Here is a 19142-nt window from a genome sequence, read left to right on the forward strand (position 1 = left end):
TGGTTTTCCGATGGCGTGGCACCCGTTGAATGTCTTGCACAAGTGGATGAATTCACGACGATAAAACCAAATATACCTGCATTTTATCCTGGTCAATTTTTATGCAAAATAAGTTAATTTTAATATTTTGTTGAAATTTTGATATTAAGTGGAACTACATTGATATTCCGGCAATCTGTCATGCATTGAAACTGGAATGGAGGGCTGAGCCATGCTTCATCATTCACCCCTGATTGCCACTATTGTCGGCAGTCTGGTATTTGCCTTCATGCTTGGCACGCTGGCCTTCCGCCTGCGTTTGCCACCGCTCATCGGCTATCTGTGTGCCGGCATCGTGGCCGGTCCGTTTACCCCGGGTTTTACTGCAGATAGCCAGATCGCACCACAATTGGCGGAGATGGGTGTGATTTTGCTGATGTTCGGTGTGGGTTTGCATTTTTCGGTCAGAGACTTGCTGGCGGTGAAAACCATCGCCTTGCCCGGTGCCATCGGGCAGATTCTGCTGGCTACCGTGTTGGGACTGGGCATGTCCCAACTGTTGGGCTGGCCTGTGGGCGAGGGGGTGGTATTTGGCCTGGCGCTGTCCACCGCCAGCACGGTGGTGCTGCTCAAGGCCTTGCAGGAAAAAAATCTGGAACAGACTGATGACGGCAAGATCGCCATTGGCTGGCTGGTGGTGGAGGACCTGGTGATGGTGCTGACACTGGTGTTGCTGCCCATATTTTCTGGTGTGCTGGGTGGCAAGGGAGCGGATGTGGTAATCAGCGGCAGCGCGGTGCTGTGGACCATCCTGCTGACGCTGGGCAAGGTAGCGGCCTTTGTCGCGCTGATGCTGGTGTTTGGCCGACGTTTTTTGCCGTGGATGCTGGAACGCATTGTGTATACCGGCAGCCGCGAGCTATTCCGTCTGGCCGTGTTGTCCACTGCGCTGGGCGTGGCATACGGCGCGTCCTTGCTGTTTGATGTGTCGTTTGCCTTGGGTGCATTCTTTGCCGGCATGGTGTTGGCCGAATCGCCACTGAGCCATCGCGCTGCCGAAGAATCACTCCCCCTGCGCGACGCCTTTTCCGTGCTGTTTTTTGTCTCGGTGGGCATGCTGCTCAACCCGTCGGTCTTGCTGCATAACTTCTGGGAAGTGCTGGGCACCTTGCTGATTATTGTGGTGGGAAAATCGCTGGGCGCTTATGGCATTGTGCGGCTGTTTGGCCGTAGCCCGGCTACCGCGCTGACCATTGCCGCCAGCCTGGCGCAAATTGGCGAGTTCTCTTTCATTCTGGCCGGACTGGGCATTACCCTGGGCCTGATGAACGAACACAGCCATTCGCTGATTCTGGCCGGAGCCATTTTGTCCATTCTGATCAATCCGCTGTTGTTCTTGTGGACCGAGCGTTACCGCAAGCGTCTGACACCTGCGCTCAGTCAATGAAAAACCGCCCTTGGGCGGTTTTTTTCATGGTGCTGGATGAATCACTCAATTGTCGTTTAATTGTCGTTCTGCTCCAGACGGCTCGATGGCAGTCGGCTGACGAGGATTTTGTCCACCCGGGTCTTGTCCATGTCCACCACTTCAAAACTGAAGCCTTGCCAGTCGAAACGGTCTGTCACTGCCGGAACCCGGCCCAGCTGGAACATCATCACGCCACCCAGTGTGTGGATATTGCCGGTGTCTTCGCCCGGCAAGGACTGCTCGACCTCAAAATACTGGCGGAAGCTGTCCAGTGTCACCATGCCGTCCACCAGATAACTGCCATCCTCGCGCTGAACGATCTCGTCGTCTTCGCCATCGGCATGGACGGAGGGTAAATCGCCCACCACGGTTTCCAGTACATCATTCATGGTTACCAGGCCTTCCAGTTCACCGTATTCGTCCACCACCAGTGCCAGATGGGTGTGGGCCTGGCGGAACTGTTCCATCAGCTGCATCAGCGATACCGTAGCCGGGACATAGAGTGGAATTTGCAGGTCGGCAATGAAATCCACGCTCTGTCCGGCCAGTACCCGGTCCAGCATGCGTTTGGTGTCCAGAATGCCCAGCACGTGCTCCATGCCGCCCTTGCACACCGGGAAATGGCTGTAAGCGTGCGCAATCAGCAACTGGCGGTTATCGTGCTGCTGGTCTTCGATATCAATGGAAACGATGTCCTTGCGTGGTGTCATCACCGCGGCTACCTTGCGATCGTCTAGCCGGAAGATGTTTTCCACCAGTTCCTGCTCGGCGCGATCGAAAATGCCTTCGTCTGCCCCCTGTTCCATCAGTACCCGGATTTCTTCTTCGGTAATGGACGGTTCATTGCTCTTGCGCGCGCCTATCAATCGCAACAGGGTATCGGTCAGCCGCGACAGCAGGCGTACCAGCGGTGCGGCCAGGCGCGAGAGCAGCAGCATGGGCGGGGCCAGGGTGCTGGCGATGCCTTCGGGGTTCAGCATGGCCAGCCGTTTGGGTACCAGTTCGCCAAACACCAGCGACAAGGCGGTGATGGCGGCCACCATCAGGGCCACGGACAGCGGCTTGTTGTAGGCATGCAGCTGCGGCAGGTTCAACTCCAGCCAGTCCTGAAAATGTTCGGACAAGGCTGCTTCACCATACACGCCGGAAAAAATGCTGATGCTGGTGATGCCTATCTGTACCGTAGACAGAAAACGGGTGGGCTCTTCTGCCAGACGCAGCGCCGAGCGTGCCCCGCGCCGGCCTTCTTCTGCCCATTGTTGCAGGCGGATCTTGCGCGAAGAAACAATGGCGATTTCCGACATGGCAAAGGCGCCATTCAGCACGATCAGAACAAACAGAAAGAAAATATCCACGATGGGCGGCGGGGAAGAAGATGACCCTTGCTAGCTTAGGGCAATGCTGACTGGCTGAAAAGCCGGGTTTTTCAGTACAGGGCTGCGCTTTGCAGCCCTGCAGCAAGGCGCAATCAGAACAGGCTGTTCTGATTGCTGGCGGGCATCCAGCGGATGGTGTCGCGGCCATGGGCAGCCAGCCAGGCATTGACTTGCGAGAAATGACGGCAGCCGTGAAAGCCACGGCTGGCTGACAGCGGGGAAGGATGTGCCGCGGTCAGCACCAGATGGCGGCTGGTATCTATCCGCTCGGCCTTGGTTTGCGCCCAGTTGCCCCATAGCAAGAATACACAGCCGGGGTTTTGCTGATTGACTGCATCGATCAGCGCATCCGTGATGGTTTGCCAGCCCAGCTTGCCGTGACTGCCTGCCTTGTCCATTTCCACGGTCAGTACGCTGTTGAGCAACAGTACACCCTGTTCAGCCCAGTGTGTCAGGTCGCCACTGGCCGGCATGCCGCCACCCAGGTCTGCCACCAGTTCCTTGTAAATATTGCGCAGGCTGGGCGGAATACGCACACCGGGCGGCACCGAGAAGGACAAGCCCATTGCTTCTCCTGCGCCGTGGTAAGGGTCCTGACCCAGAATCACCACCTTGATGTCAGCCGGAGCCATGGTGCGCAGGCTGTTGAAAATGAGTGGCTGCGGGGGAAACAGCGTTTTGCCCTGACTGGCTTGCTGTTGCAGTTGCTGGTCGATCTGGCGCAAGCGGGCGAAGATGTCCGGTGCATGCAAAACAGCTTCCCAGGCGGGGTGTACCGGGGAGAGGGCCGGGGCAAGGTAAGGGAGGGATTGCTGACTCAAAACGAATTCCATTTTGTCGATTGTTTGCCGGTTTGGATGTGGCAAACGGGCGGACGGTTCCAAAACAAAAGCCATTCCTGCTGGCAGGAATGGCTTGCTTGGCTGCAATCTGGGCTGTCCGGCTCAGTAATGTGCCATGCCAGGGTCAACATCATTGGCCCAGGCTTCCACACCACCTTGCAGGCTCAGCACTTGCTCGAAACCGGCATTGGCCAGATACAGGCCAACCTGGAAGCTGCGTACGCCATGATGGCAGACGGTGACGATAGTCTGGTCATCCGGTAGTTCGCTCATGCGCAGCGGAATCAGGTTCATCGGGATGTGCAGCGAACCGGCAATGCTGGCCAGCTGCACTTCCCAGTCCTCGCGCACGTCCAGCAACAGCGGCTGCGCTGCGTTGCTGTCGGCGCGCCAGGCGGCCAGGTCGCGGGCGGTGATTTCGCGAATCATCAGAATACGAAACGTTCCGGCTCGATGGCTTCAGCCTTGGCCAGACGGGAAATACAGGTTTCGAACAGATTGGTTTCGCTGAAGGCGGATTCGCTGACACGCTTGATCAGCTTGCAGCTCATGGCCGGCAGATCACCCACCACCACAATCATGCGGCCACCGACGGCCAGCTGGGCTTTCAGGGTTTCCGGCACCACCGGCAGCGAACCACCCACCACGATCACGTCGAACGGGGCTTGTTCCTTCAGGCCATCCAGGCCATTCCCTTCCACCAGGGTAACATTGCCGATGCCGGCCTTTTTCAGGTTGGCGGCAGCCGCTTCGCGGGTGGCGGCATTGATTTCCACGCTATATACGTGGCGACCCAGCTTGGCCAGCAGGGCGGTCAGGTAGCCGGCACCGGTGCCGACTTCCAGAATCTTGTCTTGCGGCTGTACGGCGGCATCCTGTGCCAGACGCGCTTCCAGCTTCGGTTGCAGCATCTTGCCGCCATTGGGCAACGGCAGTTCGGTGTCGACAAAGGCCAGCTGGCGCTTGTCGGCAGCGACGAAATCTTCGCGTTTCACGTGAAACAGCAGGTCCAGAATCTTGGGGTCAAGTACGTCCCACGGACGAATCTGCTGCTCGACCATGTTGAAACGGGCATTTTCAAAATCCATCAGCTTACTCCGAAGGGCTGGCTGCCAGCAGCAGTCAATCGGTATTCCGAAAAACCGGCCGCGCGGACAGCGTGTCATGACGATAACTTGCGATTATCCCACATTTACCTTACCTTCACAGCATCGCTAGGGGTCCTGTGCGCTGTGTTGTGGTGTCCATATCCAGTCTGATTGTGGAATGTTGCCGCTTCATGTTGTACGGGTGAGAAATACCCTTGGAACCTGACCCGGTTAATCCCGGCGTAGGGAAGCGTCATCTGCATGGTTCTCACCTTCTCCTTGCAGCCGGTCTTGCCGGATTTCGCTCCTTGCGCCGTTTCATCGCATGGAGGAAACCCGATGAACGCGCCCACCAAACTCAATGCAGCCATGACGGTCGATTCGGCCGCCATTCAGCCCTTGCCCAACTCCCGCAAGATTTATGTTGCAGGCAGCCGTGCCGATATCCGCGTGCCGATGCGTGAAATCAGCCAGAGCGACACACCCACCCAGTTTGGCGGCGAGCAAAACCCGCCCATCTATGTGTATGACACCAGCGGCATTTATTCCGACCCGGCCGCCAACATCGACATCCAGAGCGGCCTGCCAGCCTTGCGCGCGGCCTGGATTGCCGAACGTGCCGACACCGAGCAACTGGCCGGCCTGTCCAGTGAATATGGTCGTGCCCGCGAGGCCGACAGCAAGCTGGACGACCTGCGTTTCAACCTGACACGCAAGCCGCGTCGTGCGTTGCCGGGCAAGAATGTCAGCCAGATGCATTATGCGCGCCAGGGCATCATCACCCCGGAGATGGAATACGTTGCCATCCGCGAAAGCCTGAACCGCAAGGCCTATATCGAGAGCCTGCAAGCAGCCGGCGGCAAGAACGCCAAGCTGCTGGAACTGATGACCCGTCAGCACGCCGGTCACAGCTATGGCGCTGCGCTGCCGGAGGAAATCACCCCGGAATTCGTGCGTCAGGAAGTAGCCTCTGGCCGCGCCATCATTCCGTGTAACATCAACCATCCGGAATCCGAGCCGATGATCATCGGCCGCAACTTCCTGGTGAAGATCAACGGCAATATCGGCAATAGTGCAGTAACGTCGTCGATTTCCGAAGAAGTGGACAAGATGACCTGGGGCATCCGCTGGGGTGCCGACACCATCATGGACCTGTCCACCGGCAAGAATATCCATGAAACCCGCGAGTGGATTCTTCGCAATTCGCCGGTACCCATCGGCACCGTACCTATTTACCAGGCACTGGAAAAGGTGAATGGCAAGGCGGAAGACCTGACCTGGGAAATCTTCAAGGACACGCTGATTGAGCAGGCTGAGCAGGGGGTGGATTACTTCACCATCCATGCCGGTGTGCTGCTGCGCTATGTACCGCTGACTGCCAACCGCATGACCGGCATCGTGTCGCGCGGTGGTTCCATCATGGCCAAGTGGTGTCTGGCGCATCACCAGGAAAACTTCCTGTACACGCATTTCGAAGAGATTTGCGAAATCATGAAGGCCTACGACGTGGCATTCAGTCTGGGTGACGGTCTGCGTCCGGGCAGCGTGTGGGATGCCAACGATGCCGCCCAGCTGGGTGAACTGAAAACCCTGGGCGAGCTGACGCAGATTGCCTGGAAACACGATGTGCAGGTAATGATTGAAGGCCCCGGCCATGTGCCGATGCAGCTGATCAAGGAAAACATGGACAAGGAACTGGAGTGGTGCCACGAAGCGCCGTTCTACACCCTGGGCCCGCTCACCACCGACATTGCACCGGGTTACGACCACATCACTTCCGCCATTGGCGCGGCGCAGATCGGCTGGTATGGCACCGCTATGCTGTGCTACGTCACCCAGAAGGAACACCTGGGCCTGCCCAACAAGGACGACGTCAAGGAAGGCATCATCACCTACAAGCTGGCCGCCCATGCCGCCGACCTGGCCAAGGGCCACCCCGGCGCGCAGATTCGCGATAACGCCTTGTCCAAGGCGCGGTTTGAATTCCGCTGGGAAGACCAGTTCAATCTGGGCCTGGACCCGGACAAGGCGCGCAGCTTCCACGACGAAACCCTGCCCAAGGACAGCGCCAAGGTGGCGCACTTCTGTTCCATGTGCGGCCCGCATTTCTGCAGCATGAAGATTACCCAGGACGTGCGCGAATTCGCCGCCCAGCAGGGCATCAGCGATGAAGCCGCGCTGCAGAAGGGCATGGAAGTGAAGTCGGTGGAGTTTGTGAAGGGCGGGGCCAAGCTGTACGACAAGATCTGATCTTGTTGACTACCTGACTTATCCACAGGTCTGGAAAAAACGGCAGCTGCGGCTGCCGTTTTGCATGGTAATAACTTATCCACAGTCCTCAGGCCAAGAGCAGGTTCAAGCGCTTCATGCCATCTTGACTGAACGAGTACGTCACGCTAGTACAGCGTTGTGATGGGAAAATCAATATTCTTTTGATTTCAACATCTTGGGCTGTTCCTGTTGCATGTGGATAAAACGAGAACCACGAGGCCTGTTGTGGATAAAATCAATCAGGCCACACACTGCTGTTCACTCCCCACTCCCCACTCCCCAAGTGGTTCCATGCCTCTGATACGCACTGGCTCTGCCCATGGCGCCATAAGCCGTGCAGCATAAAGGCTTATCCACAGGAGAGAGCCATGACCCAAGCCGTTTCCATACGCCCGCTTGCCGCTGACGATTTTGCTGCCTGGCTGCCCTTGTGGCAGGGCTATCTGGATTTTTATCACAGCAGCCAGAACGAGGCCGATACCGCCATTACCTGGCAGCGTTTTCTCGATGCGACCGAGCCCATGCAGGCCTGGCTGGCCTGGCAGGGCGAGCGGGCGGTGGGCCTGGTGCATACGGTATTGCATCGCAGTAGCTGGACGCCGGGTAATTACTGTTATCTGCAGGATTTGTATGTGCAGCCGGAGGTGCGCGGCACGGGCGCCGGACGGGCCTTGATCGAGCAGGTGTATGCCTATGCGGCGGATGCCGGCTGCAGCCGGGTGTACTGGCTTACCCATGAAAGCAATGCCACGGCACGCCAGCTGTACGACCGGCTGGCGGAAAATCTGGGTTACATCCAGTACCGCAAGCAAGTGGGCTGAGGCTGGAGTACGGGCCGGGATGCGATTATGCTGATGGCCTCACCACCAAGGACATGGTCATGATCAACGTCAGCATTCTCTATCCGTATAGCGCTACTGCCCGTTTCGATTTCGACTACTACTTGCAACAGCACATGCCGCTGGCCAGCAAGCTGCTGGCTCCAGCCTTGCTGGACATGCGGGTGGAGAAGGGCATCAGCGGCAGCGAGCCAGGCAGTACGCCCAACTTTACGGCGCTGTGCCAGCTGCAGTTTGAATCGGTGGAGTCATTTTTGGCCGCTTTCATGCCGATTGCAGCGCAATTGCAGGGTGATATCGCCAATTACACCGATATCACACCGCAGATCCAGTACAGCGAAATCCTGCTGGGCTAGTTTGTTTCAAGATATGCGGCCAGTTCGCCCGGCCCCTGCTGCAATACCAGCCGTGGCGTGGCGTGCCAGGCGGCCAGTTTGTGCAGCATGGCTGCCAGATCGCGGCATAGCTGGGAGGTGGGCCTGATGCCGGGTTCCAGATACAGATTCTTGATTTCAAACACGCCTTGCTGACGGTGGGCCTTGGCATCCATGCGTCCCACCAGCCGGCCACGGTTGAGCAGCGGTAATACGAAATAGCCAAAACGCCGTTTGGCGGCCGGGGTATAGCACTCAATGCGGTAATCAAAGCCGAACAATTCGCTGGCGCGCTTGCGGTCCCACACCACCGGGTCAAACGGCGACAGCGCGGTGCTATGGGTGGATTTGAGCCTCCCTTCAACAGCCTGTTGCAGTTCGTCTTGCAGACTGTGATGGACGAAAACATCATGTTGCCAGCCGTCGATACGGGCCGGAATCAGTTCGCCTGCATCTGCCAACTGGTGTAGCAAGGCGTCGTACTTGCCCCGACGCAGCCGGTAGTAATCAGCCACCCAGCCCGCCTTGACCACGCCCAGCGCGCGGCAGCTGTTGCGCACCATGTCGCGCTGGGCTGTTTCCGGGCTGGGCAGATCGCGTGCATCGTCCCAATCCGGCAGCACCCGCTCTGCCACATCGTAGACGCGCTGAAAGCTGCGTCGCTCCTTCACCATCAACTGCCCCAGTGTGAACAGTACTTCCAGATGGCGTTTTTCCGGCTTCCAGTCCCACCAGCCATTGCCCTTGCCCTCGCTGCGGCTGAAGTCGGCCGAGCGCACCGGGCCGTGGGAACGAATTTGTTGCAGCAGCTGGTCAACGGCGGGCTGGTGTTGCTCCAGCCAGCGCTGCGGGTATTTCCAGCCCATGTGTGCCGGGTCCAGCATGCGGTGGCGCAGCAGGCGGTAATCCTCGCGCGGCACAAAGCAGGCTTCATGCGCCCAGTATTCAAACAGCTTGCCTTCTGCCAGACAGTCATCCAGCCAGCGGGAATCGTAAGACCCCAAGCGGCTGAACAGCACCAGATAAGGGCTACGCGCCACCACGCTGATGGTATCTATCTGCAGCAAGGCCATGCGGCGGATGGCGGCCAGCACATCGGCAGGCGTGGCCTTGCGCCGAGGCGGCTGTAACAGTCCCTGGGCGGCCAGGTGCAGAAGTCGTGCCTGGGAGAGTGAAAGATGCAGGGTCATGAGGGGCGGCACAAGTAGTGGGTGAACAGACTATATCAAGCCTGTTAGACAGCGGGAGGTTGTATTTCTGATGCTTTGTCATGTGTCGGTGCCAGACAACAACCCCGGTCTTGCAGGTGCACAGTCTGCATTTGTGCATTGCATGCCGGTGTGAAATAAGGCCATCCTGCACCTCTGCACTGGAGCAAGAGGAAAATAACATCATGGATACCGGCAAGCATCAGCTGGAACAACTATTCGCCCAGCTTGGGCTGGATAACGACGTCACCGCCATCAAGGTGTTTCTGGCCCGCCACTGGCTGGAACCTGGCCAGGCATTGGCCGAGGCGGCGTTCTGGAACCCGGCACAGGCCGACTTTTTGCGTCAGGCGCTGGCCAGCGACGCCGAATGGGCCGAGGCGGTGGATGAGCTGGCGGCGTTGCTGAGCCAGAAATAAGCCTTGGCAAGCCAGTGACAGCGGGCAGTGGCCAGACGGTGACTGCCCGCTTTTGCATGCTGCCAGCCATGTCCGCTTCATCTGGACAGGGCAAGTTGTACCGCACCGGCAGGTGGCTGCTGCTGGCGCTGTGGCTGGCCGGCTTGCGGCAGGGTGAAATAGCTGATGGCGGCTTGCAGTTCGTGCGCCATTTGCTCCATGGCACTGGCCGAGCTGGCGGTCTGACTGGCTGCGGTACTGGTTTCTTCCGACATCTGCGCCACTTGCTCCACATTGCTGGCTATGCCGCTACCGGCGGCCTGCTGTTCGGCCAGTGCCACCGAAATGGCACTCACCGATTGCTTGATGCTGTTCACATTGTCGTTGATGCGGCTGACCGTTTCCCGTGCCTGGCCAGCCTGCTGCAGGCCGGTTTGCATGCGTTCCACCGTGGCGTGGACATTGTTGATCACCAGTTCGCTGCTTTCCAGCATTTCGCGGATCATGCTGCTGATTTCGGTGGTGGACTGGCCGGTACGTTCCGAGAGCTTGCGTACTTCGTCGGCCACCACGGCAAAGCCGCGGCCTTGCTCGCCAGCACGGGCGGCCTCGATGGCGGCATTGAGCGCCAAGAGGTTGGTCTGGTCTGCCACATCACGGATCATCGCCACCACATTGGAAATCTTCTGCGAGCGGTCGCCCATCAGGTCGGCCTGTTGCTGGGATTGCTGCGCCAGTTCCGCCACCGACTGGATGGTGCCCAGCGTTTGTACAATCACCTGCTCACCGGCCTGGGCCAATTCGCCGGACATGCTGGCATCCTTGGCTACATCCTGAGAGTTGTCGCTGACCGAGCAAATGCTGACCGACAACTGTTCCACCGAGGCGGACATGGACGAGGCGGCCCGGGTTTGTTCTTCGGCACTGACGGCCACCTGTTCTGACGCGCTGGCCAGCTCGCTGGCATGCACGGTGAGTTTGCCGGTGATACCGTCGATATGGCGCACCAGGCGAATCAGCTCTGCCTGCATGTGCGCCATGGACGTCACGATGCTGCCCTGGCTGGCATGGTCAGTTTGCAGCTTTTCCGCCAGGTTGCCCTGGGCAATGCGGCTGGCCAGCGCCACCACATCACGCGGTTCCCCACCCAGTTCGGCCAAGAGACGGCGGATGATGATGATGGCGACTACTGCGCCTGCGGCAATGCCGACGCACATCAGCAGCAAGGACAGGATGGAAAACTGGCGGGCATGCTGCTGGGAGTTGGCAAAGTTTTCTGCCGCCACGCGCAGTTGCAGGTCGATCAGCGCATCAATGCGGCTGGAAATGGGGTCGATGGCAGGGTAGAGGCTCTTGTCGATGAATTGCTGCAATGCTTGCTGGTCGTGGCTTTGCACGATTTGCCGCAACTGTTGAATCTGTCCGTCGGCATTACGCATGGCGGTTTCTGCTGCGTCGGCCAGGCCTTTTTCCTCCTCGGTCAGGTAGGTGGCGCGATAGCTGCCCCATTGCTGTTTCAGGGTTGCTTGTGCAGTGTCCAGTCCGTGCAGGAAGTCACTGTCGCTCATGCTGCCGGCACGCAGCTTGTGGGCGGCATCGACAATATTGACCGCATAGCTGTCGCCGGCCTGTTTCAGCTGCTTCAGGCATACCACCCTGTCGTTGTAGGTGGTGGCAAAATCGGAGAGGATGTTTTGCTGGGTCAGCCAGCCAAAGCTGCCCACCCCCAGGGTAACCAGTTGCAGCAACAGGATGAGGGCAAACAGTTTTTGCCCGATGGTAAGCCGGTCCAGCATGATGAAACCCCCTGAAAGCACCGTGGCGCGGTGACTGGTGTTATTTTGGTATTTAGTTTTAGCGTCCATTCTAATGTCATGCCAAGCGCTGTTTTTGCTTTAAGTAAGCGTACTTAGTAAGCCTGCGCAGCATGTCATCATGCTGTCATTTCCCTTGCATGTTTCCTCAACATGGCACCCGTCTTGCAATATGTTGCTGCTATCTATAAGCCACTGATTACGTTATAATTCCGCCCCTTCCTGCGACTGGTATTGCTTGCGGGAAAGCCCTTTTTTCAAGTCAGGAATCGTCATGAGTCTGTTGTCGCACCAGATCGAGCTGCTGTCCCCCGCCAAAACTGCCGAAATCGGCCGTGAAGCCATCCTGCATGGCGCGGACGCGGTGTATATCGGCGGCCCCGGTTTCGGTGCCCGGCACAATGCCAGCAACAGCCTGGAAGACATTGCCAGCCTGACGCAGTTTGCCCACCGCTACCATGCGCGCATTTTTGCCACGCTCAACACCATCCTGCATGACGCCGAGCTGGAAGCGGCGCGCAAGCTGATCTGGCAGTTGTACGACGCCGGGGTGGATGCGCTGATCATTCAGGACATGGGCATTCTGCAAATGGACCTGCCGCCCATCCAGCTGCATGCCTCCACCCAGTGTGATATCCGCGATGCTGACAAGGCGCGCTTTCTGGCCGATGCCGGACTGTCCCAGCTGGTGCTGGCACGCGAACTGAGCATTCCCGACATCAAGCGCATTGCCGCCCGCGTGGGTGAAGCCGCCACCATCGAATACTTCATCCATGGTGCGTTGTGCGTGGCCTTCTCCGGCCAGTGCTACATCAGCCATGCCGATACCGGCCGCAGCGCCAACCGTGGCGACTGCTCGCAAGCCTGTCGCCTGCCTTACACCCTGACCGACAAGGACGGCGGCGTGGTGGCCTTCGACAAGCACTTGCTGTCCATGAAGGACAATAACCAGAGCAAGAACCTGGAAGCGCTGCTGGATGCCGGCGTGCGTTCGCTCAAGATTGAAGGCCGCTACAAGGACGTGAGTTATGTGAAAAACATCACGGCCCACTATCGTTTGCTGCTGGATGAAATTATCGAACGCCGCCCGGAACTGGCGCCTGCCTCCAGCGGCAGCAGCGAAATCTTCTTTGCGCCGGACCCGGACAAGACCTTCCACCGTGGCAGCACCGACTACTTTGCCACCGGCCGCAAAATCGACATCGGTGCCTTTGATTCGCCCAAATTCGTTGGCGTGGCACTGGGCGTGGTGCACAAGGTGGGGCCGGACTGGCTGGAGATTGCCACCCCGGAAACCATGAGCAATGGCGACGGCATCAACTTCATGAAAAAGCGCGAAGTGGTGGGCATGCAGCTCAATACCGTGAAGCAGATCGGCCATGTGCCGGGCGGCGACTTGCTGTGGCGTTGCCAGCCGAATGATCCGGCCTTGCTGCAAGGGCTCAAGCCGGGAACCGACCTGTGCCGCAACCGCGACCACGCCTGGGAGCTGGCGTTGTTGAAGAAGTCTGCCGAGCGCAAGGTGGGTGTGTGGCTGACCCTGGACGAACAGGCCGATGGCCTGCGCCTGACCGTGACCGATGAGGATGGCTGTAGTGCCAGCGCCAGTGCCGAGCTGGCACTGGAACCGGCCAAGGATGCCGCCAAGGCGGAAAGCGGCCTGCGTGACAATCTGGCCAAGCTGGGCAATACCATGTTCGTGGCCAATGATGTGGCACTGCACCTGAGCCAGCCGTGGTTTGTACCCGCGTCCGCCATCAATGGCTTGCGCCGCGAGGCCATCGAACTGCTGGAACAGGCCCGGCTGACCGCCTGGGTACGCCCGCCGCGCAAGCTGGCGGTGGAGCCACCGGTGGAATATCCGGAAAAGACGCTGAGCTATCTGGCCAATGTCTACAACCAGCTGGCCTGGCAGTTCTACCGCAAGCACGGTGTGGAGGTGATTGACGCGGCTTACGAGGCGCATCAGGAAGAGGGCGAAGTCAGCCTGATGATTACCAAGCATTGCCTGCGCTTCTCCTACAACCTGTGTCCCAAGCAGGCCAAGGGTGTGAAGGGGGTGATGGGACAGGTGCGTGCCGAGCCGATGACGCTGAAATCCGGCAATGAAACCTACACGCTGAAGTTTGAGTGCCGCCCCTGTGAAATGCATGTGATGGGCAAGATGAAAAAGCACATCCTGAAGGCCCCGGCCCCCAGCGAAGTGCCGTATACCGCGCCACTGACCTTCTTCAAGCAACGTCCGCAATAAGGCAGGCAAGATGGCGGATATCGAAAGACTGGAAACCTGGGTCAAGTACAAGAACGGCCTGTGCAGCGACTGCATGGGCAGTTGCTGCTCGATGCCGGTGGAAGTGCGCCTGCCAGATCTGGTGCGTATGGGGGTGGTGGACGAATTCGAGCTGGAAGAGCCGATCAAGAACATCGCCAAGCGGCTGGAAAAGCAGCGGGTAATCCAGCATTTCAACTTCAAGCACGGCATTTTCACCCTGGCACGGCGCGCCAATGGCGACTGCCAGTATCTGGACCAGCAAACCCGCTTGTGTACCATCTACGAGCGGCGTCCCAATACCTGCCGCAACCATCCCAAAGTTGGCCCCAAGCCGGGCTTTTGCGCCTATACCCGTAATCCCAAAGCCGCCCGTCCGGTACAGGCGGTGAAGCTATCTGGCTGATATGGCGGCGGTTTCACGTGAAACCGCGCTCGTTTCCAAGCAAAGGACAAACATGAATCCGGTTTTTGCCCTGATGGCATTTGCCATTGGCGTGGTGGTGCCCTTGCAGGCCGCAGTCAACAATCAGCTCAAATTGCTGTTGAATGGCAGTACCGTGCTGGCTGCCATGATTTCCTTTGCCGTGGGCACCATCAGTCTGGCTTTGCTGGCCGTGTTCAGCGGCCAGAAATTCAGCGGGCTGAGCCAGCTGGCGCGTGGCGAGTGGTGGATGTTTGTCGGCGGGCTGCTGGGTGCCTTCTTCGTGTTTGGAACCACCTTGCTGGCCCCCAGGCTGGGCGTGGCAGCCATGCTGTCGTTGATTATTGCCGGGCAGGTCTGCACATCTTTGCTGTTCGACCGCTTTGGCTGGTTATCCATGCCTTTGCGTGAAATCAGCCTGCCGCGACTGGCGGGAGCCGCACTGGTGGTGGCTGGTGTGTTGCTGGTGAATTTTGGCGACAAGTGGTTCAGCCGCTGATGCGCTGAGCCGGTGTGATATGCGACAGGGGCTGGTCTTTCAGACCAGCCCCTTTGTTTTAGCTAATGCCTGTCTATCAAGGCAAGCGTGGCGGCGGATAGTAGGGCGCCGCATAGCGCTGCTGACCCGGAACCTGATTGCCCTTGGCATACATGCACTGGCTGTAAGCCAGGTTGTAGCGGTACTGGGCATCGTGGCCGCTGTAGCGTGCTTCACCGCTACCGGCTGCCGTGCCGGCGATCAGGCCCGCGCCTGCGCCGACGCCAGCACCCTGATGGCCACCCATCAGCGCACCTGCGGCAGCCCCAACCACCGTGCCCAGCGCCATATTGCCGGCCATGGCAGCGGTGGAGGCATCGGCGCTGCTGCCGCCGCTGCTTGCCTCCGCATACTGGCGGCATTGCTGTTCTTCCTGGGCAAACACGTCAAAGGGTTTGCCGGCCGCAGGCATCACCGCGACCGTCGGGCCTAGCGGGACAGTGCTGCATGCCGTCAGCCCGATGGCCGTCAATGGCAACCACAGCAATTTGTTCATGATCTTGCTTCCTGGATTATTTGGGTGGCTGTGCCGGGACAGTCTTCCAGCCACCGGGACATTCACTGACATAGGGGTAGTACTGCTTGGCCGCCTTGCAGTAGTACCAGACCTGGGCTGGCGGCGGGCTGGGCGTTTCCTGTACCGGGGCGGGTGCAGCAGGGGCTGGCGGTACCGCCGGGGAGGCCACCACCACGGCAGGTGCAGACGGAGCCGGATAGGGATAAACCGGTGCGTCATACCAGTACCACACGCCACCGGCTATCCACCACCAGCCCAGTTGACCGTGGTAATAGCCGTGATGCCAGTAGCCATCATGCCAATGATCAATAAGGGGCGGGCCTTCATAAAAACGCGGGTGTGCTTGCGCGGCAGAGATGCCGCTCAAGGCCGTGCCCAGTAGCAGCGCCAGGCTTGCCATGCGGGCAAGAGTCGTCATATTGCTTTCCTCATGCACCAGTCAGGAGGGCAGGCCTGCCGCCGTCTGCACGGGCCAGGCCGGTCTGTTCCATCCTGTTCTGGTCAGTTGTTCGGCATGGGGGCCGATGCCGGGTGGTGGTGCGGCATGTGGCGCTGCATGCCTTCATGCATGTGCTGTGCTTCCTGGTCGAACAGCTTTTGCTGTTCCGGGCTCAGCTTCTGGTACAGCGCTTTGGTGGCTGCCGCATGTTGCTGCATCATGTCCAGATGCTGCTGCATCATCTTGATGCGGCCATCCAGCTGTTCGGGCAGCTTGGCATCGGGTTTTACCGCTGGCATGGCAGGCATGGCGGCCGGTTTCAGGGCATCCACATAGCTATTCCAGGCGCTTTCCTGCGCGGGTTGAATCTTCAGCTTGTCGTGCAGCATGTGCAGGTGTTGTTCCATCATGGCCTGGCGCTTGGCCGGGTCCATCTGCCACATGTGTGCGGACATCTCCTTGCCGCCCATCGGACAATCATTGCCCATGGCATGAACAGTGGTGGCAGCAGCGCCGCCCAGCAGGCCGACAATCAATAGCGATTTGATCAGTTTCATGATGCTTTTCCTCGTGCAGGTCATATTTGACGTTTGCAGTATCAGACACAGATGTCAGTCAAATATTGCTTGCCATCAGCCAATTGTTAGCAATGATGAAACATGCAAAATCATGTCAAGACGGCAGTCTGCTGGCTGTTTGTCGCGGGCAGGGCTACACTGCGTCGGTTTCTTTGGCAGCAGTGTGTTGGCTGTCCACAACAGGATGATAGGCATGAGTGAACAACAGTCCGTCGACCCGATGCACGGCATGACGCTGGAAAAAATACTGCAGGCGCTGGTGGAGCATTTTGGCTGGGCCGAGCTTGGACGGCGTATTGCCATCCGCTGCTTCAATCACGAGCCCAGCATCAAGTCCAGCCTGGTATTTTTGCGCCGCACACCGTGGGCACGCAGTCAGGTGGAAGCCTTGTTTGTCGAAATGAAAACCCGACCGGCCAGCACGGCTGGCAAGGACATGCGGCCCAGGCTGTTTTCGGCGCGGCAGAAGTGATGCAGGTATTGCAGCTTGAAAATGAGGCGAAGCTGCCCCAATTGCAGTAGATGGTGGTGCCGCTACCGTAATGGCACCTTGTTGCGCGTTCTGTTGACCAGGAGATGGGATGAAACTCTACTACTCGCCGGGAGCCTGCTCCCTGTCGCCACATATCGTGCTGCACGCCAGCGGCCTGCCGTTTTCGGTGGAAAAGGTGAATCTGCGCGTTAATCCGCACCTGACCGCCAGCGGCGTCGAATTTTCCAGTATCAATCCCAAGGGCTATGTACCGGCCTTGCAGCTGGAAGACGGCACGGTGCTGAGTGAAGGTGTGGCCATTGTGCAGTACCTGGCCGACCAAGTGCCTCAGAGCAAGCTGGCGCCGGCCAATGGCACACTGGCGCGTTACCGCCTGCAAGAATGGCTGAACTATACCGCCACCGAGATTCACAAGAGTTTCTCTCCGCTGTTCTATCCGGGCAGCGATGAGGTAAAGAATGCTGCCTGGGACAAGCTGCGTAGCCGCTTTGGCGTGATTGAAGCCCAGCTGGCGCAAACGCCTTATTTGCTGGGCGAAGACTTCAGCGTGGCGGATGCCTACCTGTTTACCTGCCTGAACTGGGCGCACATGGTGCATCGTTCGCTGGAAGACTTCCCGGCCATCAGCGCCTTCATGCAGCGGGTGCAGGCCTTGCCGGCCGTTCAGGCTGCGCTGAAGGACGAAGGCCTGCTGCGCTGAATCCGCCGCAGCATGATCAACCGCGCCCGCCATCACTTGCGGGCGTCAGGCTGCTGACAAAGTGTTTTGGTACGGTTTCACCGGACCCGGCAAAGCCGGGTCTTTCGACTAAGATATTGCTTCGGCAGCCTTCCCATCTATTCCCCTTTTCCCCCGCCCTTGCCCTGCCAATATGAAGAAAGGAGCCTCGCTTTCCTTCCAGAAAGCGAGAGGGGGTAGTCAATTTTTATTCAGTCAGCCGGTTTCACGTGAAACCGCTGTTGCAGGAGTCACACCATGGCCGAAACGCCACTGATTGAAACCGCCGCGCTCGAAGCTGCCTTACAGCGTTTTGCCGACGACCGCGACTGGCAGCGCTATCACACGCCACGCAACCTGATGCTGGCCCTGACCGGGGAAGTCGGTGAGCTGGCGGAAATCTTCCAGTGGCAGACCGACGCGGAAGTGGCCCAACTGGCAGACGACCCGGCCCGCTTCACCCATTTGCAGGAAGAAGTGGCCGATGTGCTGCTGTATCTGGTGCGACTGGCCAGCGTGCTGAAGCTGGATATCAATGCCGCCGTGCGCGACAAATTGCAAAAGAATGCCGTCAAGTACCCGGCACCGGCGGCCGATGCGCCAAGAGCTTGATGTCGGGCAAGTTTGCTGCAGTGGATTTTTGCGCGGCAAGCACAGGCTGGCCTAAGCTTGGCAGCAATAAAAAGCAGGTGCAGGAGACCGTTAATGCAGCAGGAAATCATGCAATTGGCCACCGCCATCCGGCAGGCTGAGCATATCGTGGTATTGAGTGGTGCCGGCATGAGCACCGAATCGGGCATTCCGGACTTTCGCTCGGCCAAAGGCTTGTGGCAACAAGGCATGCAGTTGGAAGAGCTGGTGTCCATCGACTATTTCCGTGCCGACTCCGAAGCCTTCTGGCACAGCTTCAAGCAGTTGTTTCACACCAAATTGCTGGGTAATTACCAGCCCAATGCCGGGCATCAGTTTCTGGCCTGGCTGGAAGAAATCGGCAAGCAGGTGTCGATACTGACGCAGAATATCGACGGCCTGCACGGCGTGGCGGGCAGCCGTCATGTTTCCGAGTTGCACGGCACCTTGCGCACGGCCAGTTGCCCGTCCTGTGGACGGCAACAGGGGCTGGAATACATCAATCACCATGTGCTGCCGCTGTGTACCTACTGCATGGATGTGCTGAAACCGGACGTGGTGCTATATGGCGAGCCGGTACCGCTGATCGAACATGCGTTCAACGTAGCCGTGTCGGCAGATCTGCTCTTGGTATTGGGCTCCTCGCTGGAGGTTTCCCCGGTCAACCATATCCCGCTGGAAGCGGCTCATGCCGGGGTGATGACGGCGCTGATCAACTACACCCCCACCCGTATGGACCGGGTGTTCGACCTCAGCATACAGGCCGGTATCGGCGATACCTGCCAGCAACTGCGCAGCCTGTTGCCATAAGCCATCCCCGTGGCCAGACCGTGCTGGCTGGCTTTTTGCCGGCGCGCATTCTATTTTTAAGTGTTTTTC

General features: G+C 58.7%; 21 protein-coding genes and 1 riboswitch. Of the genes, 12 read left to right on the top strand and 9 right to left on the bottom strand.

Annotation, left to right across the window (positions count from 1 at the left end):
• Window positions 1-211: 211 nt before the first annotated feature.
• Entirely contained in the window at window positions 212-1426 is a 1215-nt protein-coding gene (locus tag HWX34_RS07485) for a cation:proton antiporter (RefSeq protein WP_178971658.1), read from the top strand.
• A gap of 56 nt (window positions 1427-1482) precedes the next feature.
• Here the strand turns inward: HWX34_RS07485 and HWX34_RS07490 are convergent, their stop codons facing one another.
• The 4 genes from HWX34_RS07490 to HWX34_RS07505 all read right to left on the bottom strand — a co-directional run bounded on the left by HWX34_RS07490 (window position 1483) and on the right by HWX34_RS07505 (window position 4753).
• The gene (locus tag HWX34_RS07490; protein ID WP_178971659.1) at window positions 1483-2802 is read right to left on the bottom strand and encodes a hemolysin family protein; all 1320 of its coding nucleotides are present in this window, start codon (window positions 2800-2802) and stop codon (window positions 1483-1485) included.
• 113 nt (window positions 2803-2915) lie between these two features.
• Window positions 2916-3656 carry a uracil-DNA glycosylase gene (gene ung / locus HWX34_RS07495; RefSeq protein WP_178971660.1) on the bottom strand — a complete coding sequence of 247 codons (741 nt, stop codon included), beginning with the start codon at window positions 3654-3656 and terminating at the stop codon, window positions 2916-2918.
• Between the two features lie 111 nt (window positions 3657-3767).
• A complete protein-coding gene (locus HWX34_RS07500; RefSeq protein WP_370459691.1) occupies window positions 3768-4097 on the bottom strand; it encodes a rhodanese-like domain-containing protein in 330 nt (109 codons plus the stop codon).
• A complete protein-coding gene (locus HWX34_RS07505) occupies window positions 4094-4753 on the bottom strand; it encodes a protein-L-isoaspartate O-methyltransferase (protein WP_178971662.1) in 660 nt (219 codons plus the stop codon). Before HWX34_RS07505 ends, HWX34_RS07500 begins: the two co-directional genes overlap by 4 nt.
• Before the next feature lie 118 nt (window positions 4754-4871).
• A riboswitch (TPP riboswitch) is annotated at window positions 4872-5019 on the top strand.
• Window positions 5020-5092: 73 nt separating this feature from the next.
• Here HWX34_RS07505 and thiC point away from each other — a divergent pair.
• From thiC to HWX34_RS07520, 3 genes are all read left to right on the top strand, one after another.
• Entirely contained in the window at window positions 5093-7003 is a 1911-nt protein-coding gene (thiC, locus tag HWX34_RS07510; RefSeq protein WP_178971663.1) for a phosphomethylpyrimidine synthase ThiC, read from the top strand.
• Window positions 7004-7392: 389 nt separating this feature from the next.
• Window positions 7393-7845 (top strand): GNAT family N-acetyltransferase, encoded by a 453-nt coding sequence (locus tag HWX34_RS07515; RefSeq protein ID WP_178971664.1) that lies wholly within the window; start codon window positions 7393-7395, stop codon window positions 7843-7845.
• A gap of 59 nt (window positions 7846-7904) precedes the next feature.
• Entirely contained in the window at window positions 7905-8219 is a 315-nt protein-coding gene (locus tag HWX34_RS07520; protein WP_178971665.1) for an EthD family reductase, read from the top strand.
• Here the strand turns inward: HWX34_RS07520 and HWX34_RS07525 are convergent.
• Complete coding sequence (locus HWX34_RS07525) at window positions 8216-9427, bottom strand: winged helix-turn-helix domain-containing protein (RefSeq protein WP_178971666.1); 1212 nt, start codon at window positions 9425-9427, stop codon at window positions 8216-8218. The two genes, HWX34_RS07520 and HWX34_RS07525, sit on opposite strands and share 4 nt — an antisense overlap.
• A gap of 203 nt (window positions 9428-9630) precedes the next feature.
• On the opposite strand from HWX34_RS07525, the gene HWX34_RS07530 reads away from it, so the two are divergent.
• Window positions 9631-9864, top strand: coding sequence for a DUF2789 domain-containing protein (locus HWX34_RS07530; RefSeq protein ID WP_178971667.1), 234 nt, complete (start codon window positions 9631-9633; stop codon window positions 9862-9864).
• Between the two features lie 77 nt (window positions 9865-9941).
• Here the strand turns inward: HWX34_RS07530 and HWX34_RS07535 are convergent, their stop codons facing one another.
• Complete coding sequence (locus tag HWX34_RS07535) at window positions 9942-11639, bottom strand: methyl-accepting chemotaxis protein (RefSeq protein ID WP_178971668.1); 1698 nt, start codon at window positions 11637-11639, stop codon at window positions 9942-9944.
• 292 nt (window positions 11640-11931) lie between these two features.
• On the opposite strand from HWX34_RS07535, the gene HWX34_RS07540 reads away from it, so the two are divergent.
• Genes HWX34_RS07540 through HWX34_RS07550 form a run of 3 tightly spaced genes read left to right on the top strand, consistent with a single transcriptional unit; the run spans window position 11932 to window position 14849 of the window.
• Window positions 11932-13908 (top strand): U32 family peptidase, encoded by a 1977-nt coding sequence (locus tag HWX34_RS07540; protein ID WP_178971669.1) that lies wholly within the window; start codon window positions 11932-11934, stop codon window positions 13906-13908.
• Window positions 13909-13918: 10 nt separating this feature from the next.
• The gene (locus HWX34_RS07545) at window positions 13919-14332 is read left to right on the top strand and encodes a YkgJ family cysteine cluster protein (RefSeq protein WP_045845938.1); all 414 of its coding nucleotides are present in this window, start codon (window positions 13919-13921) and stop codon (window positions 14330-14332) included.
• A 52-nt stretch (window positions 14333-14384) separates the two neighbouring features.
• The gene (locus tag HWX34_RS07550; RefSeq protein WP_255496613.1) at window positions 14385-14849 is read left to right on the top strand and encodes a DMT family transporter; all 465 of its coding nucleotides are present in this window, start codon (window positions 14385-14387) and stop codon (window positions 14847-14849) included.
• A 76-nt stretch (window positions 14850-14925) separates the two neighbouring features.
• Here the strand turns inward: HWX34_RS07550 and HWX34_RS07555 are convergent, their stop codons facing one another.
• From HWX34_RS07555 to HWX34_RS07565, 3 genes are all read right to left on the bottom strand, one after another.
• Window positions 14926-15384 (bottom strand): glycine zipper family protein, encoded by a 459-nt coding sequence (locus HWX34_RS07555; RefSeq protein WP_178971671.1) that lies wholly within the window; start codon window positions 15382-15384, stop codon window positions 14926-14928.
• 16 nt (window positions 15385-15400) lie between these two features.
• The gene (locus HWX34_RS07560; protein ID WP_178971672.1) at window positions 15401-15823 is read right to left on the bottom strand and encodes a hypothetical protein; all 423 of its coding nucleotides are present in this window, start codon (window positions 15821-15823) and stop codon (window positions 15401-15403) included.
• 83 nt (window positions 15824-15906) lie between these two features.
• Window positions 15907-16401 carry a Spy/CpxP family protein refolding chaperone gene (locus HWX34_RS07565; RefSeq protein WP_178971673.1) on the bottom strand — a complete coding sequence of 165 codons (495 nt, stop codon included), beginning with the start codon at window positions 16399-16401 and terminating at the stop codon, window positions 15907-15909.
• Between the two features lie 214 nt (window positions 16402-16615).
• Between HWX34_RS07565 and HWX34_RS07570 the strand changes: the two genes are divergently transcribed.
• The 4 genes from HWX34_RS07570 (at window position 16616) to HWX34_RS07585 (ending at window position 19073) form a co-directional block, all read left to right on the top strand.
• A complete protein-coding gene (locus tag HWX34_RS07570) occupies window positions 16616-16894 on the top strand; it encodes a VF530 family DNA-binding protein (RefSeq protein WP_178971674.1) in 279 nt (92 codons plus the stop codon).
• 109 nt (window positions 16895-17003) lie between these two features.
• Window positions 17004-17615, top strand: coding sequence for a glutathione transferase GstA (gene gstA, locus HWX34_RS07575; protein WP_178971675.1), 612 nt, complete (start codon window positions 17004-17006; stop codon window positions 17613-17615).
• A 276-nt stretch (window positions 17616-17891) separates the two neighbouring features.
• Complete coding sequence (locus HWX34_RS07580; protein WP_178971676.1) at window positions 17892-18245, top strand: nucleotide pyrophosphohydrolase; 354 nt, start codon at window positions 17892-17894, stop codon at window positions 18243-18245.
• A 93-nt stretch (window positions 18246-18338) separates the two neighbouring features.
• A complete protein-coding gene (locus HWX34_RS07585) occupies window positions 18339-19073 on the top strand; it encodes an NAD-dependent protein deacylase (protein ID WP_178971677.1) in 735 nt (244 codons plus the stop codon).
• The last annotated feature ends 69 nt before the right edge of the window (window positions 19074-19142 follow it).

This window comes from Aquitalea sp. LB_tupeE, from assembly GCF_013391415.1.
Taxonomy (GTDB): Bacteria; Pseudomonadota; Gammaproteobacteria; order Burkholderiales; family Chromobacteriaceae; genus Aquitalea.

Coding starts and splice junctions, on each gene's coding strand:
- HWX34_RS07485 (WP_178971658.1), top strand. CDS start 212: ATGCTTCATCATTCACCCCTGATTGCCACTATTGTCGGCAGTCTGGTA.
- ung (WP_178971660.1), bottom strand. CDS start 3,656: ATGGAATTCGTTTTGAGTCAGCAATCCCTCCCTTACCTTGCCCCGGCC.
- HWX34_RS07505 (WP_178971662.1), bottom strand. CDS start 4,753: ATGGATTTTGAAAATGCCCGTTTCAACATGGTCGAGCAGCAGATTCGT.
- thiC (WP_178971663.1), top strand. CDS start 5,093: ATGAACGCGCCCACCAAACTCAATGCAGCCATGACGGTCGATTCGGCC.
- HWX34_RS07515 (WP_178971664.1), top strand. CDS start 7,393: ATGACCCAAGCCGTTTCCATACGCCCGCTTGCCGCTGACGATTTTGCT.
- HWX34_RS07520 (WP_178971665.1), top strand. CDS start 7,905: ATGATCAACGTCAGCATTCTCTATCCGTATAGCGCTACTGCCCGTTTC.
- HWX34_RS07525 (WP_178971666.1), bottom strand. CDS start 9,427: ATGACCCTGCATCTTTCACTCTCCCAGGCACGACTTCTGCACCTGGCC.
- HWX34_RS07530 (WP_178971667.1), top strand. CDS start 9,631: ATGGATACCGGCAAGCATCAGCTGGAACAACTATTCGCCCAGCTTGGG.
- HWX34_RS07535 (WP_178971668.1), bottom strand. CDS start 11,639: ATGCTGGACCGGCTTACCATCGGGCAAAAACTGTTTGCCCTCATCCTG.
- HWX34_RS07540 (WP_178971669.1), top strand. CDS start 11,932: ATGAGTCTGTTGTCGCACCAGATCGAGCTGCTGTCCCCCGCCAAAACT.
- HWX34_RS07545 (WP_045845938.1), top strand. CDS start 13,919: ATGGCGGATATCGAAAGACTGGAAACCTGGGTCAAGTACAAGAACGGC.
- HWX34_RS07550 (WP_255496613.1), top strand. CDS start 14,385: ATGAATCCGGTTTTTGCCCTGATGGCATTTGCCATTGGCGTGGTGGTG.
- HWX34_RS07555 (WP_178971671.1), bottom strand. CDS start 15,384: ATGAACAAATTGCTGTGGTTGCCATTGACGGCCATCGGGCTGACGGCA.
- HWX34_RS07560 (WP_178971672.1), bottom strand. CDS start 15,823: ATGACGACTCTTGCCCGCATGGCAAGCCTGGCGCTGCTACTGGGCACG.
- HWX34_RS07565 (WP_178971673.1), bottom strand. CDS start 16,401: ATGAAACTGATCAAATCGCTATTGATTGTCGGCCTGCTGGGCGGCGCT.
- HWX34_RS07570 (WP_178971674.1), top strand. CDS start 16,616: ATGAGTGAACAACAGTCCGTCGACCCGATGCACGGCATGACGCTGGAA.
- gstA (WP_178971675.1), top strand. CDS start 17,004: ATGAAACTCTACTACTCGCCGGGAGCCTGCTCCCTGTCGCCACATATC.
- HWX34_RS07580 (WP_178971676.1), top strand. CDS start 17,892: ATGGCCGAAACGCCACTGATTGAAACCGCCGCGCTCGAAGCTGCCTTA.
- HWX34_RS07585 (WP_178971677.1), top strand. CDS start 18,339: ATGCAGCAGGAAATCATGCAATTGGCCACCGCCATCCGGCAGGCTGAG.